The sequence below is a fragment of the Tepidimonas ignava genome, from assembly GCF_004342625.1.
Taxonomy (GTDB): Bacteria; Pseudomonadota; Gammaproteobacteria; order Burkholderiales; family Burkholderiaceae_C; genus Tepidimonas; species Tepidimonas ignava.
In genome coordinates, this window is the sequence record NZ_SMAH01000013.1 from 83,183 (window position 1) to 97,023 (window position 13,841).

A 13,841-nucleotide genomic window follows, 5' to 3' on the forward strand; every position below is an offset into this window, starting at 1 on the left:
CCACAAGCCCACGGACGTGAAAGCATTGTTCGTTTTGGTGAACAATAGTGTCATGGCCAAGACCCACAACCCCGAATGGTGGGGGCATCTGCACTGGCTTACCGTGCTGGCCACGCAGGGCAGCTTCACGGCGGCGGCGCGTCGCTTGGGCGTCAGCAAAGCGGCGGTGAGCCAGCGCATCGCCGAGCTGGAGCGCGCCGCCGGTGTGCCCCTGGTGCGCCGCACCACCCGCAGCGTGCGCCTGACCGACGCTGGCCAGCGTCTGGTGGACGAAGTGGCTGGGGCGTACGCCGAGATCGAGCAGGGCTGGGCGCGGGTGCGCGACCTGGCCGGCCAACCCAGCGGGCTGGTGCGCATGACCGCGCCGGTGGCGCTGGCGCGCCAGGTGCTGGTGCCGCTGCTGGTGACGTTTGCGCAGGCGCAGCCGCGCGTGCGCGTCGAGCTCGACTTGTCCGACCGCCTGGTGTCGCTGGCGGCCGAAGGGTTCGACCTGGCGGTGCGCCACACGCACGCCCCGCCCGACACCCACGTCGCGTGGCGGCTGTGCGCCACCCGCTCGGTGCTGGTGGCGTCCCCCGCGTTCGTGCAGCGTCAGGGCGCGTTGCAACACCCGGCGCAGCTCAGCCAGTGTCCATGCCTGCACTACCCGCGGCCGGGGGCGCGGCCGCTGTGGACGTTCGAGCCGGTGCACGGCGGCGAGCGCGTCACGGTGCCGGTGCAGGGGCCGCTGGCGGCCACCAACAGCGAGGCGCTGCGTGACGCGGCGCTGGCGGGGCTGGGGGTGGCGCTGGTGCCGGACTTCAGCGCACGCGCGGCGCTGGCCGCCGGCACGCTGCACGAGGTGCTGCCCGACTGGCGCCCGGTGGACGCTTTCGCGCCGTCGATCTGGGCCATCCGGCCGTGGACGCCGCACGTGCCGGCGGCGGTGGCGGCGCTGGTGGCGCACCTGCGCGCCGCGCTGGCCGACGCCCCCGATCAGGCGTAGGCGACGCGGTTGCGCCCGAGGCGCTTGGCTTCGTACAGCGCTTGGTCGGCCCGGGCGAAGATCGTCTCCGGCGTGTCGTCGGGGCGCGACAGCGTGGCGCCCACCGACACGGTGACCCACCCGATGCTGGCGTCCGGGTGCGGCCAGCCCTGAGCATGCACGGCGCTGCGCACGCGCTCGGCCAGGGTCTGCAGGCCGTCGGCGTCGGTGTCGGGGGCCAGCACCAGAAATTCCTCTCCGCCGACGCGGAACGCACGGTCGGTGGTGCGCAGCAGCGGCGGGTGCAGCAACACACCGAGCTGGCGCAACACATGATCGCCGTAAGCGTGCCCACCGCGGTCGTTAAGGGGTTTGAAGTGGTCCAGGTCCAGCATCAGCAACCCCAGCGGTTGAGGGTGTCGGCGTGCCCGCGCAAGTTCTTCGGTCAGGCGTTCGAGTAACGTGTGGCGGTTGTACAGGCCGGTGAGCGGGTCGTGGGTGGCGAGTTTGGTCAACGCCTGGTTGGCTTGGGTCAATTGTTCCGTGCGCTCGGCGACCTCGCGCTCCAGGCGCTCGTTCATCTGGTGCAGCGTCTCCATCAGGCGTCCCTGCGCCAGGTCACGCTGCGCTTTGAGCTGGTTGATGCGGTAGGCCAGCGCCAGCGCCAACAGCAAAAATTCGCCCGCCGAGCCGAGGTTGAGCGCCTGCAGCGCCAGCGGTCCCGGTGCCAGCCATTCCAACTTGATCGCGTAGTACACCCCGGCACCGGCCAGCAGGCTGCCCTGGGCCGCCAGGTAGATCCACGCCACCCGCTCGCCCTGCCAGGCCACGCGCAGCGCGGCCAGCAGCAGCACGCCAAACATCGCCAGCCCGACCAGGTCCAGCGTGGCGAACGTGGCCGCCTGAGGGTCGAGCGCGATCCACACCGCATGCGCCAACGCCGCCAGCGCCAGCACCGCTTGCAGCCGCGCCAGCCACGGGGTGCGGCGGGGCAGGTCGAGCAACGTCCACGCGAACAGCGCCATCGTGGCGTAGATCGCCGCGGAAAACCCCACCAGCGCGATCTGGTTCCACGTCACCGCGTCCGGCCACAGGTACAGCAGCGCGTAGCCGCGGTAGGTCAGGTTCCACAGCAAAAAGCTGCCCAGGTACAGCGCGTACAGGCCAAAAGGGGGCTCGCGGGTGCCGGCCCACAGCAGCAGGTTGTACAGCAGCAGCACGCCAAGGGCGCCGTAGTACGCGCCGTACATCCAGGCCTCAAGCTGGGCGTGGCTGAAAAATGCCGCCGCCCTCCACAGGCGCAGCGGCAGCGGATCGTGTTCGCCATCGACCGCGAACACGCGCACCAGCAGATCCACCTGCTGCCCAGGCTGCAATGTCAACGGCAGGGCCAGGTGGCGATGCTCCAGCGCCCGCATGGCACCGACGACGCGGTCGCCTTGGTGCGCCTGCGCCACCCACGTGCCACGGCCGCGGTCGAACACCCACACACGGATGTCGTCGATGAGCGGCTCGGCCGCTTCCAGCACCAGCTCCAGGGGCGCGGGGCCGTCGTGTCGCAGCGCCACATGCACCCACCACGCCTGCCGGTCGAAGCCGAACCCGAAAATCGGTTCGAGGTCACGCACCGGCTGCCAGGGCAGGTCGGTCTGCAACAGCGCCAGGGGGGTGGGCGGCGGGCGCGGTACCGCATCCTCGCGCAACGTGCGCGCCAACGGCCGCAACCACATCGACCCACCCTGCAACATGGCCACGTCCACGGTGGGGGTTTGCAGCGCCACGCCGGCGCGTGCCGGCGTGGCCAGCACGAGCAGGCCGAGCAGCACCGCCACGCCAACCAACGCGAGGGCGCGGGCACCAGCCCGCCCAGCGCCGGAGAGGCAAACCGCCCACGCGGCCACGGTATCCATGGCGCATGATCGTACACGCCCGTCCGGGCGCCGCGTACGTCAGGTGGGATTGGCCGCTGCCCGCAGGGCTTGGTCCACGACCTCGACCCAGTGGTGCACCGGCAACGCCGTGCCCGCCTGCAGGTGCGTGATGCAACCGATGTTGGCCGACACAATCGCCTGGGGTGCCCCGGCGGCGTGCAGGTGTTGCAGCTTGCGCGCGCGCAAGGTGTCTGCAAGGTGGGGCTGCAGCACGCTGTAGGTGCCGGCCGAGCCGCAGCACAGGTGGCTTTCGGCGGGCAACTGCACCTCAAAGCCCAGCGTGCGCAGGGCTTGCTCCACGCCGCCGCGCAGCCGCATGCCATGTTGCAGGGTGCATGGAGGGTGGTAGGCGAGCTGCCGCGGCACGCCCGCCGGCAGACCCTGCGGGCCCAGGCGCTGCTGCCACGCTGGCAGCAGTTCGGGCAGCAGCTCGCTGACGTCGCGCGCCAGGGCACTGACGCGCTCGGCCTTGGCCGCGTAGGCGGGGTCGTGACGCAGTTGGTGCGCGTAGTCTTTGACCATCACCCCACAGCCCGAGGCGTTGATGACGATGGCCTGCACGGGTGCGCTGCCGTCGGTGGGTTCGATGAAGGGCCACCAGGCGTCGATGTTGGCGCGCATCTCGGCCAGCGCACCGAGCTGATCGTTGAGGTGCAGGCGCAACGCGCCGCAGCAACCGGCCTTGGGGGCCACGATGGTTTGCACGCCGGCGGCGTCGAGCACGCGTGCGGTGGCGGTGTTGATGTTGGGCGCCATGGCCGGTTGCACGCAGCCCGCCAGCAACAGCACGCGGCGCGTGTGCGCTGCGGTGGGCCAAGCCCCAGGCTGCTGGCGCGCGGGCACTTTGGCGCGCAGCGCCGCCGGCAACCACGGGCGCAGCCATTGGCCCAGGCGCAGCGCGGGCGCGAACAGCGGCGAGGTCAAGCCCTCGCGCAGCAGCCAGCGCAGCGCGCGCTCGGGCCAGGGGCGGGGTACGCGCTGCTCGGCCACCTTGCGCCCGATGTCGAGCAAATGCCCATACGCCACCCCGCTGGGGCAGGTGGTCTCGCAGTTGCGGCAGGTCAGGCAGCGGTCCAGGTGCTGCTGGGTGGCGCGCGTCACCGGCGCGCCTTCGAGCATCTGCTTGATCAGGTAGATGCGCCCGCGCGGGCCGTCGAGCTCGTCGCCCAGCACCTGGTAGGTGGGGCAGGTGGCGGTGCAAAAGCCGCAGTGCACGCAGCGGCGCAAAATCGCGTCGGCCAGCGCACCGTCGGGTGTGCCAGCGAATTCTGGGGCGAGGCGGGTCTGCATCGTTACCTTCAAGCCAGGCGCAGGCGGTGCGCAAACACCTGTTGGGGGTCAAACGCGGCGCGCACGCGCTGCTGCAGTGCGGCCAGCGCGGCCTCGGGCGCGCTGAAGCGCGGCGCGGCGTCGGGCGTTTGGGCGGGTGGGCGAAACAGCGTCGCGTGGCCACCGGCTTGCTGCGCCAGCGCGCGCAGGTCTGCGCCGTCGGCCAGCGGCGCCCATACCCAGCGCTGCGCCCCCATCCATTCGACCAGCGTGTTGGGCCACGATGGCCACGCGGGCGTGGTGGGGGGCACGACCAGCCGCCACAGCCCGTGCGCGGGGCTGGGGGGCGTCGCCAGCCACCGGTGGGTGTGCTCCCGCAGCCCCTGCCACAGCGCCTGCGCCTCGTCGGGGTCGGCGCTGGCGCCACCGGGCAGCTCGGCCAGCAGCTGCTGGCGCGCGGCGTCGACGGCCGCCTGGGCCCCGCGCAAACGCAGCCACAGCACACCACCGTCGTCGGGCAGCCAGGCGTTGGCGTTGAGCGGCCGGGGCTGCGCGCGCCAGCACGCCAGCCGGTGCAGCGCTTCGGGCAACGGCAGCGGCAGCCGCAGCGTGCATTCACCCGCGGCGCGCGGCAGCACCTTGAGCGCCACTTCCACGATCACCCCCAGCGCCCCCAGGCTGCCGGCCAAGGCACGGCTGACGTCGTAGCCGGCGACGTTTTTCATCACCTCGCCGCCGAAGTACAGGTCCTCGCCGCGGCCATTGAGCAGGCGCACCCCCAGCACGTAGTCGCGCACGCCGCCCGCGGCCATGCGTGCCGGGCCGGCCAGGCCCGCCGCCACCATGCCGCCCACGGTGGCTTCAGGGCCGAAGTGGGGTGGCTCGAACGGCAGGCATTGACCGTGGGCGTGCAGCAGGCTTTCCAGCGCGGCCAGCGGCGTGCCGCCAAAGGCCCGCACGACGAGCTCGGTCGGCTCGTACAGCACCACGCCGCTGAGCGCGCGCGTGTCCAGCACCGGCAGCTCGCCACCCAGGGGCTCACCGTAAAACGCCTTGCTGCCACCGCCGCGGATGGCCAACCGGCCACCCTGGGCGGCGGTTGTGCGTATCGTGTGCGCCCATTGGGCCACCACGTCGGCGGCCGCCTGAGGGCTTGGGGGGGCGGGTTCGACCATAGCCACTATCGTAGCCGGCGCACACGCCGTGCGGTGTGAAGTTTTTGACGCACCGCTGTGAACAGGGTTGCGGCCGTCAGTCCCAGTAGGTGGCCGGCGGCAGGCCGGGGATCGGCATGGGGTGCGCCAACACCGCGCCGCTGGCGGGGTGGCTGGCCAATTCTTCGGCGGTACGGTGTTGCCGTGACGTGACGACGAACAGCGTGCGCAGATCACGCCCACCAAAGCACAGGCCGGTGGGGCAACACGCCGGCAGCGGCAACTCGGCCACCACTTGGCCGCTGGGACTCAGGCACACGACACGCGCGCCTTCGTGCAGCGCCACCCAGCAGCGCCCAGCGCTGTCCACCGCCACCGCGCTGGGGCGGCCCGGCATCGGTTCGCCGGCGTCTGGGCGCCAAAGCGGCAGCGGCATGCCCAGCTGCACCGGCCAGTGCCCGCCGCTGATCAGCGGCAAGGTATGCAGCGCCGCTGCCGCCGTATCGCAGCGGTACAGCATGCGCCCATCGGTGCCGAAGGCCAGGCCGTCGGTGGTGCCGACACCCGCGCGGGCCAGCGCCAGCTCCGGGTGCACGCGGTCGCGTGGGCGCAGGCAGTACAAGGCGCCGCCCGTGCCCAGCGCCGTGCCTTCGCCCCGGGTGCCGACCCACAGCCGCCCCCAGGGGTCGCATTGGGCGGCGGCAAAGCGTTGCAGCCGGGTGTCAAAAGGTGCTTGCGCCAGCCGCTGCGTCGGCATGCGCCACTGCGTGGCGTGGTGGATGCTGTCGCGCAGCACCAGCACCCAGCCACCCTGGCGCGCGGGGACGAGGGCGCTGGCCGGCTGAGGCAAGTCCCACGCCTCGGCGCGCCCACTGGGCACGTGCAGCCGCCACACACGGCCCACGCTGGTGTCGAGCCAATACAAACGGTCTTCGATGCCGCGCCACACGGGCGAGCTGCCCCACGCCGTCAGCGGCTCGGTCAGCACCGTCCAACCGTCGGTGGCGTTGGGCGTGGGCGCAGCGCTCATGGAGCAATCTTAGGCCGAATGACCGCCAACGAACAGCCCCTGCCCTACACTTGCACGCCATGTTGTGGGTCAAAACCTTCCATATCGTTTTCGTCGCCAGTTGGTTCGCGGGGCTGTTTTACCTGCCGCGCATTTTTGTCAACCTGGCGTTGGTGCCGCCCGACAGCACCGCCGAGCGCGAGCGGCTGTTGCTGATGGCGCGCAAGCTGCTGCGCTTCATGACGCTGCTGGCCGTGCCGGCCCTGGGGCTGGGGCTGTGGTTGTGGCTGGGCTACGGCATCGGGCGCGGCCCAGGCAACGGCTGGCTGCACGCCAAGCTGGCGGTGGTGCTGGTGCTGCTGGGCTACCACTATGGGTGCGCACGGCTGCTGCGCGCCTTCGAACAGGGGCGCAACCGCCACAGCCATGTGTGGTACCGCTGGTTCAACGAGCTGCCGGTGCTGCTGATGGTGCTGGCGGTGGCGTTGGTGGTGGTCAAACCGTTCTGACACGCAGCGCGGGAAAGGTTCGCGGTGATGCGCCCGCGCTCGGCGATGCCGTCGCACGGGACGGGGCCACACCTGTCGCTGGCGTGGCCGCTGTGGCTCGGCTACGCGCTGTTGGTGGTGTACGCGAGCCTGTACCCGTTCGAAGGCTGGCGCGACCAGGGTGTTGCCCCGTGGGCTTTTCTGGCCGCGCCCTGGCCGCGGTACTGGACCGCCTTTGATGTGGTCAGCAACCTGGTCGGCTACCTGCCGCTGGGGTGGCTGACGACGGTGGCGCTGGGGCGCAGCGGCGCGGCGCGGCTGGCGTGGTGGGGCGGGGTGGTGGCGCCCACGCTGCTGGCGCTGGGGTTGGAGGCGGCGCAGACCTACTTGCCCCGGCGGGTTCCGTCGCAGGCGGACGTGGTGCTCAACGCCGCCGGGGCGCTGTTGGGGGCGACGTTGGCCGCCTGGCTGCTGCGCGAGCGCTGGCTGATGCCGTGGGTGCAGTTTCGCCGCGACTGGCAGCGCCCGGGCGCCCAGGCGGCTTGGGCGCTGTTGCTGCTGTGGCCCGCCGCCGTGCTGGCGCCGACCCCGGTGCCCTTTGGCACCGGCCATTTCGGGCCGGCGGTGCAGGCCGCCCTGGGTGACCTGCTGCAGGACACCCTGTGGCAGGGCTGGCTGCCGCCGCCGGCGGACGCCACCGCCAGCCCCTTGGGCGAGGCGGTGTTGGTGGCTCTGGCGTTGGCCGTCCCGTTGCTGCTGGGCTACGCCAGCGTGCGCCGGCGCTGGCAGCGCGCCGTGTGGGCGGCGGCGCTGGGCGTGGTGGCGCTGGCGCTGGGCACGTTGACGGCGGCCCTGGCGCTGGGGCCGGCGCACGCCAGCGCCTGGCTGACCGCCCCCGTGCGGCTCGGGCTGGCGCTGGCCGCCGCACTGGCGGTGCTGGCGCTGCCGCTGGGTGGGCGGGTGGCGGCGTTGGGCTGTGTTCTGATGGCCACGGCGTTGCTGGTGCAGCTCAACCGGGTGGCGGAGCCCGCCTACCTGGTCGAGTGGTTGCGTCCGTGGCGTGACGCGCGCTACGTGCACCTGCACGGGTTGTTGCGGTGGTGGGGCTGGGCGTGGCCCGTGCTGGCGGCGTGGGTGGCGGCGCGGCTGGCGCTGCTGCCAGCGCCGTCCACCTACAATCGCCAGCCATGAGCGCTGCAACCCCGCCGGGCTACTACCGGCACCATATCTTTTTTTGCCTCAACGAGCGCGACGGCGGGCAGGCCTGCTGCGCGCAACACGGTGCCCAGCAGGCGTTTGAGCACTGCAAGGCGCGTGTCAAGGCGCTCGGATTGGCCGGCCCCGGGCAGGTGCGGGTCAACAAGGCCGGCTGCCTGGACCGCTGCGCCGGCGGGCCGGTGGCGGTGGTCTACCCCGAAGGCGTGTGGTACACCTACGTGGACGCCAGCGATATCGACGAGATCGTCACGTCGCACCTGCGCGACGGGGTGGTGGTCGAGCGCCTGCGCTTGCCGCCCGACGTCGGGCGCTGAGTCAGCCGACGATGAACGCCCACACCGAAGCCCGGCAGGTGGCTGGCCCGGCCGGCCCGCTGGAGCTGGCCATCGACCACCCGCTGGGCACGCCGCAGGGGGTGGCGGTGATCGCCCACCCGCACCCGCTGTTCGGCGGCACGATGCACAACAAGGTCGTGCAAACGCTGGCGCGCGCCTGCGTGGCCGAAGGCTGGCAGGCGGTGCGGTTCAACTTTCGTGGCGTGGGGGCCAGCGGCGGGCAGCACGACCACGGCGTGGGCGAGCAAGACGACCTGCGCGCGGTGGTGCAGGCCTGCGCGGCGTCGGGGCCGTTGGTGCTGGCGGGGTTTTCGTTCGGGGGGGCGATGGCGGCGCGGGTCGCGGCCGCGCTGGCGACCGAGCGGCCGCTGCAGGCGCTTGTGCTGGTGGGGCCGGCGGCCAGCCGCTACCCCATGCCCGCGCTGGGCGAGGAACTTGCCGCACGCACGCTGGTCGTGCATGGAGAGCTTGACGACACCGTGCCGCTGGCGGCCGTGCTGGACTGGGCGCGGCCGCAGGGGTTGCCGGTGACGGTGGTCAGCGGTGGCGAGCATTTTTTCCACGGGCGCCTGCCGTTGCTGAAGCGGCTGGTCATGCAGCACCTGCGGGCGCTGGCCTGAAGAGGGTTGGATTGCCATGTCGTTGTTATCGTGGTGGTTGGGGCGGCGCGCGTCGTGGCTGGCGTGCCGTGTGAGGACGCGCGTGTTGGGGGTGGGACTGTTGCTGGGGGCGGCGCTGCTGGCGGCGGGCTTGCCGCGCGCGGCGTGGGCGCAGGCGCCGCAGCCGCCCGACATCGCCGCGCGGGCGTGGCTGCTGTACGACGTCACGGCCGACCAGGTGTTGGCGGCCAAAGACCCGGACGAACCGGTGGAGCCGGCCTCGCTGACCAAGCTGATGACCGCCTACGTGGTGTTCGATGCGCTCAAGGCGGGCCGCTTGACGCTGCAGCAAACGTTGCCGGTGAGCGAGCGGGCGTGGAAGATGCCTGGCTCGCGCATGTTCATCGAGCCGCGCATGCAGGTGCCGGTGGAAGATCTGCTCAAGGGCATGATCGTGCAATCGGGCAACGACGCCACGGTGGCGCTGGCCGAGGGCGTGGCCGGCTCGGTGGAGCGTTTTGTCGAGCTGATGAACCAACAGGCGCGCCGCCTGGGCATGACGCGCACGACCTACCACAACCCCGAGGGCCTGCCCGCCCCGGGCCACCTGACCACGGCGCGTGACCTGGCCACGCTGGCCACGCGGCTGCTGCGCGATTTTCCCGAGTACGTGGGGTACTACGCGATCCAGCGCTACCGCTACCCCGGCACCCCGGCGGCCAACGAGACCAACCGCAACCTGCTGCTGTTTCGCGACCCGACGGTCGATGGCCTCAAGACCGGCCACACCTCGACCGCCGGCTACTGCCTGGTGGCCACGGCGCGGCGAACGGTGCCGGGCTGGGGCGAGGGGCCGGCGGGCCAGCGCCGCTTGCTCAGTGTGGTGCTCGGGGCCGCCAGCGAAAACGCGCGCGCGGTGGAAAGCCAAAAGCTGCTCAACTGGGGTTACACCGCGTTCGAGGCGGTGCGCCTGAGCGCCCCGGGCCAGCCGGTGGCCACACCGCCGGTGTGGAAGGGCAAGCAAAGCAGCGTCGCGCTCGGGCGCCCCGGCGGGGTCGTGGTGGCCGTGCCGGCGGGCCAAGCCAAAGGCTTGCGCACTGAGCTGGTGCGTCCCGACCCGCTGGTGGCGCCGCTGCAGGCCGGCCAGCCGCTGGGCACGCTGCGCGTGCTGTCGGCCGCGGGCGAACCGCTGGTCGATGTGCCGCTGCAGGTGCTGACCACGGTGGACGAAGCCGGCTGGTTTGGGCGGCTGTGGGGCGCGCTGCGGCTGTGGATTCGTTGAAGGCTGGTGCGCTGCGCGCATCCCCCTTGCCTGCCGCTGCTTGCCGTGCTACCATTGAGGGCTTTTCGGAGTTGTCCGAAAGGTTCATCTATTGCTTTCGCGTTTAGGGACGATATGCCAACCATCAACCAACTCGTGCGCCACGGGCGGACGGCTGAGAAGGCCAAGTCCAAGAGCCCGGCGATGCAAAACTGCCCCCAGCGCCGGGGCGTGTGCACCCGTGTCTACACCACCACGCCGAAAAAGCCCAACTCGGCGCTGCGTAAGGTGGCCAAGGTGCGCCTGACCAACGGGTTCGAGGTCATCTCGTACATCGGCGGTGAAGGCCACAACCTGCAAGAGCACAGCGTCGTGCTGGTGCGCGGCGGCCGGGTCAAGGACTTGCCCGGCGTGCGCTACCACATCGTGCGTGGCTCGCTGGACCTGCAAGGCGTCAAAGACCGCAAGCAGGGCCGCTCCAAGTACGGCGCCAAGCGGCCCAAGAAGGCCTGACGTTGGCGCGGTGGCTGTTGCGCCCCAGCGCGCGGCGGTCCAACCTCGGTGTCGAAATGCCCGTCGTTGGCCGGCGTTTCGGCAGTGTGGCCCCGCAAGCTGCGTCGGCAGCTTGAGGAGGTCGAGTAAGTGAGGCCCCAAGGGTGGGTTCTCGCGGCTGGCCGTACCAGGCCGCCAACTGAAGCAAGAAAGGAATCACAGTCATGCCACGTCGTCGCGAAGTCCCTAAACGCGAAATCCTGCCGGATCCCAAGTACGGCAACGTCGAGCTCTCCAAGTTCATGAACGTCATCATGGAGAGCGGCAAAAAGGCGGTGGCCGAGCGCATCGTGTACGGTGCGCTGGAGCACATCGAGAAGAAGACCGGCAAAGACCCGCTGGAAATCTTCGCCACCGCCATCAACAACGTCAAGCCCATCGTCGAAGTTAAAAGCCGCCGCGTCGGTGGCGCCAACTACCAGGTGCCGGTGGAAGTGCGCCCGGTGCGTCGGCAGGCCTTGGCGATGCGCTGGATCAAGCAAGCCGCGCGCAAGCGCAGCGAAAAATCGATGGCGCTGCGCCTGGCCAACGAGCTGATCGAGGCCACCGAAGGCCGTGGCGGTGCGATGAAGAAGCGCGACGAAGTGCACCGCATGGCCGAGGCCAACAAGGCCTTCAGCCACTTCCGCTTCTGACGCGCGCCGCGCCCGCACCGCGCAGCCGCAGCCCCAGCGAAGCCCGCCGCCACCCCTGTCATCCCGGTCGGCGGGCTTTGCCCATCCGAATTTGGAGCATTCTCATGGCACGTACCACGCCCATCGAGCGTTACCGCAACATCGGTATCTCGGCGCACATCGACGCCGGCAAGACCACCACCACCGAGCGCATCCTGTACTACACCGGCGTCAACCACAAGATTGGCGAGGTGCACGACGGCGCCGCCACCATGGACTGGATGGAGCAGGAACAAGAGCGCGGCATCACCATCACGTCCGCCGCCACCACCTGCTACTGGCGCGGCATGGACCTGAACTACCCCGAGCACCGCTTCAACATCATCGACACCCCGGGCCACGTGGACTTCACCATTGAGGTGGAGCGCTCGATGCGCGTGCTCGACGGCGCCTGCATGGTGTACTGCGCGGTGGGTGGCGTGCAGCCGCAGTCCGAAACCGTGTGGCGCCAGGCCAACAAGTACCGCGTGCCGCGGCTGGCGTTCGTCAACAAGATGGACCGTGTCGGCGCCAACTTCTTCAAGGTCTACGAGCAGATCAAGACCCGCCTGAAGGGCAACCCCGTGCCGGTGGTCATCCCCATCGGCGCCGAGGATAACTTCCAGGGCGTGGTGGACCTCATCAAGATGAAGGCCATCATCTGGGACGAAGCCTCGCAGGGTATGAAGTTCGAATACCGCGACATTCCGGCCGACCTGGTGGACCAGGCCCATGAGTGGCGCGAGAAGATGGTCGAGGCCGCCGCCGAGGCCAGCGAAGAGCTGATGAACAAATACCTCGAGACCGGCGAGCTGACCGAAGAGGAAATCATCGCCGGCCTGCGCCAGCGCACCATCGCGGTGGAAATCCAGCCGATGCTGTGCGGCACGGCGTTCCGCAACAAGGGTGTGCAGCGCATGCTGGACGCCGTCATCCAGTTCCTGCCGTCGCCGGTGGACATCCCGCCGGTCAAGGGCACCGACGAAAACGGCAACGAAGCCACGCGCCGCGCCGACGACGACGAAAAGCTGGCCGCGCTGGCGTTCAAGCTGATGAGCGACCCGTACGTGGGCCAGTTGACCTTCGTGCGCGTGTACTCGGGCGTGCTCAAAAAGGGCGACACCGTTTACAACTCGGTCAAGGGCAAGAAGGAGCGCATCGGCCGTATCGTGCAGATGCACGCCAACCACCGCCAGGAAATCGAAGAGATCCGCGCCGGCGACATCGCGGCGTGCGTGGGCCTGAAGGAAGTCACCACCGGTGAGACCCTGTGCGACCCGGCCGCGCCGATCGTGCTGGAAAAGATGGTCTTCCCCGAGCCCGTGATCGCCCAGGCGGTGGAGCCCAAGGCCAAGGCCGACCAAGAAAAGATGGGTATCGCGCTGAGCCGCCTGGCCGCCGAAGACCCGTCGCTGCGCGTCTACACCGACGAAGAGTCGGGCCAGACCATCATCGCCGGCATGGGCGAGCTGCACCTGGAAATCATCGTCGACCGCATGAAGCGCGAGTTCGGCGTCGAGGCCAACGTCGGCAAGCCGCAGGTGGCCTACCGCGAAACCATCCGCTCCACCGTCGAAGAGGCCGAAGGCAAGTTCGTGCGCCAGTCCGGTGGTAAGGGCCAGTACGGTCACGTGGTGTTCAAGATCGAGCCCAACGAACCCGGCAAAGGCTTCGAGTTCATCGACGCCATCAAGGGTGGCGTGGTGCCGCGCGAGTACATCCCGGCGGTGCAAAAGGGCGTCGAAGAGGCCATGCAGACCGGCGTGCTGGCCGGCTACCCGGTGGTCGACGTCAAGGTCACGCTGCACTTCGGTTCGTACCACGAAGTGGACTCGTCGGAGCAGGCCTTCAAGATGGCCGCGATCTTCGGCTTCAAGGAAGGCTGCAAGAAGGCCAACCCGGTGATCCTGGAGCCGATGATGGCCGTCGAGGTGGAAACGCCCGAGGAATACGCCGGCAACGTGATGGGCGACCTGTCGTCCCGCCGCGGCATGGTGCAAGGCATGGACGACCTGCCCGGCGGGGGCAAGGTCATCCGCGCCGAGGTGCCGCTGTCCGAAATGTTTGGCTACTCCACGACGCTGCGCTCGATGTCGCAGGGCCGCGCCACCTACACGATGGAGTTCAAGCACTACGCCGAAGCGCCGCGCAACATCCAAGAGCAGATCATTGCCGCGCGCGCCAAGTAAGCGTGTTGTACCCCCGTCTGCCGCACCGCACGGGTGCGGTGGGCCGGCTGCCCGTGGCCGGTCCGTGCGGCAGACGTTAACCGAGGCACGGGCGAACGTTCTTTGATTGCACGAGGATTGCAGCCATGGCAAAGGAAAAATTCGAGCGGACCAAGCCGCACGTCAACGTGGGCACGATTGGTCACGTGGACCACGGCAAGACGACGCTGACGGCGGCCA

The 13,841-nt window shown here is 70.1% G+C and carries 14 protein-coding genes; 10 read left to right on the forward strand and 4 right to left on the reverse strand.

Translation table 11 applies throughout. The annotated features are described in order from the left end of the window. Positions 1 to 52 precede the first annotated feature (52 nt). The gene (locus EDC36_RS10555; RefSeq protein ID WP_132963220.1) at positions 53 to 985 is read left to right on the forward strand and encodes a LysR family transcriptional regulator; all 933 of its coding nucleotides are present in this window, start codon (positions 53 to 55) and stop codon (positions 983 to 985) included. On the opposite strand, the gene EDC36_RS10560 is transcribed toward EDC36_RS10555, so the two are convergent. The 4 genes from EDC36_RS10560 to EDC36_RS10575 all read right to left on the reverse strand — a co-directional run bounded on the left by EDC36_RS10560 (position 976) and on the right by EDC36_RS10575 (position 6,348). Further along, positions 976 to 2,874, reverse strand: a complete 1,899-nt coding sequence (locus EDC36_RS10560) for a sensor domain-containing diguanylate cyclase (RefSeq protein WP_132963221.1) — start codon at positions 2,872 to 2,874, stop codon at positions 976 to 978. The two genes, EDC36_RS10555 and EDC36_RS10560, sit on opposite strands and share 10 nt — an antisense overlap. Positions 2,875 to 2,913: 39 nt before the next feature. Continuing rightward, positions 2,914 to 4,185: a glycolate oxidase subunit GlcF gene (glcF, locus tag EDC36_RS10565; protein WP_132963222.1), complete on the reverse strand. Its 1,272-nt coding sequence runs from the start codon at positions 4,183 to 4,185 to the stop codon at positions 2,914 to 2,916. An 8-nt stretch (positions 4,186 to 4,193) separates the two neighbouring features. Next, positions 4,194 to 5,339: a glycolate oxidase subunit GlcE gene (gene glcE, locus EDC36_RS10570; RefSeq protein ID WP_132963223.1), complete on the reverse strand. Its 1,146-nt coding sequence runs from the start codon at positions 5,337 to 5,339 to the stop codon at positions 4,194 to 4,196. Positions 5,340 to 5,415: 76 nt separating this feature from the next. Then, positions 5,416 to 6,348: an SMP-30/gluconolactonase/LRE family protein gene (locus EDC36_RS10575; protein ID WP_132963224.1), complete on the reverse strand. Its 933-nt coding sequence runs from the start codon at positions 6,346 to 6,348 to the stop codon at positions 5,416 to 5,418. A gap of 59 nt (positions 6,349 to 6,407) precedes the next feature. Here EDC36_RS10575 and EDC36_RS10580 point away from each other — a divergent pair, with 59 nt between their 5' ends. From EDC36_RS10580 to EDC36_RS10620, 9 genes are all read left to right on the forward strand, one after another. Further along, a complete protein-coding gene (locus EDC36_RS10580) occupies positions 6,408 to 6,836 on the forward strand; it encodes a CopD family protein (protein ID WP_132963225.1) in 429 nt (142 codons plus the stop codon). A 27-nt stretch (positions 6,837 to 6,863) separates the two neighbouring features. Next, complete coding sequence (locus EDC36_RS10585; protein WP_132963226.1) at positions 6,864 to 8,006, forward strand: VanZ family protein; 1,143 nt, start codon at positions 6,864 to 6,866, stop codon at positions 8,004 to 8,006. Then, entirely contained in the window at positions 8,003 to 8,347 is a 345-nt protein-coding gene (locus tag EDC36_RS10590; protein WP_132963227.1) for a (2Fe-2S) ferredoxin domain-containing protein, read from the forward strand. The genes EDC36_RS10585 and EDC36_RS10590 overlap by 4 nt, the downstream gene beginning before the upstream one ends. An 11-nt stretch (positions 8,348 to 8,358) precedes the next feature. After that, a complete protein-coding gene (locus tag EDC36_RS10595) occupies positions 8,359 to 8,988 on the forward strand; it encodes an alpha/beta hydrolase (RefSeq protein WP_132963228.1) in 630 nt (209 codons plus the stop codon). Positions 8,989 to 9,058: 70 nt separating this feature from the next. After that, a complete protein-coding gene (locus tag EDC36_RS10600) occupies positions 9,059 to 10,249 on the forward strand; it encodes a D-alanyl-D-alanine carboxypeptidase family protein (protein ID WP_390617044.1) in 1,191 nt (396 codons plus the stop codon). A gap of 114 nt (positions 10,250 to 10,363) precedes the next feature. Continuing rightward, positions 10,364 to 10,741 (forward strand): 30S ribosomal protein S12, encoded by a 378-nt coding sequence (gene rpsL / locus EDC36_RS10605; RefSeq protein WP_132963230.1) that lies wholly within the window; start codon positions 10,364 to 10,366, stop codon positions 10,739 to 10,741. 203 nt (positions 10,742 to 10,944) lie between these two features. Beyond that, positions 10,945 to 11,415 (forward strand): 30S ribosomal protein S7, encoded by a 471-nt coding sequence (rpsG, locus tag EDC36_RS10610; protein WP_132963231.1) that lies wholly within the window; start codon positions 10,945 to 10,947, stop codon positions 11,413 to 11,415. A gap of 104 nt (positions 11,416 to 11,519) precedes the next feature. Further along, the gene (gene fusA, locus EDC36_RS10615) at positions 11,520 to 13,622 is read left to right on the forward strand and encodes an elongation factor G (RefSeq protein WP_132963232.1); all 2,103 of its coding nucleotides are present in this window, start codon (positions 11,520 to 11,522) and stop codon (positions 13,620 to 13,622) included. A 125-nt stretch (positions 13,623 to 13,747) separates the two neighbouring features. Then, the coding region (locus tag EDC36_RS10620; RefSeq protein WP_018003793.1) for a GTP-binding protein at positions 13,748 to 13,841 on the forward strand (94 nt) is incomplete at its 3' end.

Excerpts from the sequence above, each read along its gene's own strand:
- EDC36_RS10555 (WP_132963220.1), top strand. The coding sequence starts at position 53 with ATGGCCAAGACCCACAACCCCGAATGGTGGGGGCATCTGCACTGGCTT.
- EDC36_RS10560 (WP_132963221.1), bottom strand. The coding sequence starts at position 2,874 with ATGGATACCGTGGCCGCGTGGGCGGTTTGCCTCTCCGGCGCTGGGCGG.
- glcF (WP_132963222.1), bottom strand. The coding sequence starts at position 4,185 with ATGCAGACCCGCCTCGCCCCAGAATTCGCTGGCACACCCGACGGTGCG.
- glcE (WP_132963223.1), bottom strand. The coding sequence starts at position 5,339 with ATGGTCGAACCCGCCCCCCCAAGCCCTCAGGCGGCCGCCGACGTGGTG.
- EDC36_RS10575 (WP_132963224.1), bottom strand. The coding sequence starts at position 6,348 with ATGAGCGCTGCGCCCACGCCCAACGCCACCGACGGTTGGACGGTGCTG.
- EDC36_RS10580 (WP_132963225.1), top strand. The coding sequence starts at position 6,408 with ATGTTGTGGGTCAAAACCTTCCATATCGTTTTCGTCGCCAGTTGGTTC.
- EDC36_RS10585 (WP_132963226.1), top strand. The coding sequence starts at position 6,864 with ATGCGCCCGCGCTCGGCGATGCCGTCGCACGGGACGGGGCCACACCTG.
- EDC36_RS10590 (WP_132963227.1), top strand. The coding sequence starts at position 8,003 with ATGAGCGCTGCAACCCCGCCGGGCTACTACCGGCACCATATCTTTTTT.
- EDC36_RS10595 (WP_132963228.1), top strand. The coding sequence starts at position 8,359 with ATGAACGCCCACACCGAAGCCCGGCAGGTGGCTGGCCCGGCCGGCCCG.
- rpsL (WP_132963230.1), top strand. The coding sequence starts at position 10,364 with ATGCCAACCATCAACCAACTCGTGCGCCACGGGCGGACGGCTGAGAAG.
- rpsG (WP_132963231.1), top strand. The coding sequence starts at position 10,945 with ATGCCACGTCGTCGCGAAGTCCCTAAACGCGAAATCCTGCCGGATCCC.
- fusA (WP_132963232.1), top strand. The coding sequence starts at position 11,520 with ATGGCACGTACCACGCCCATCGAGCGTTACCGCAACATCGGTATCTCG.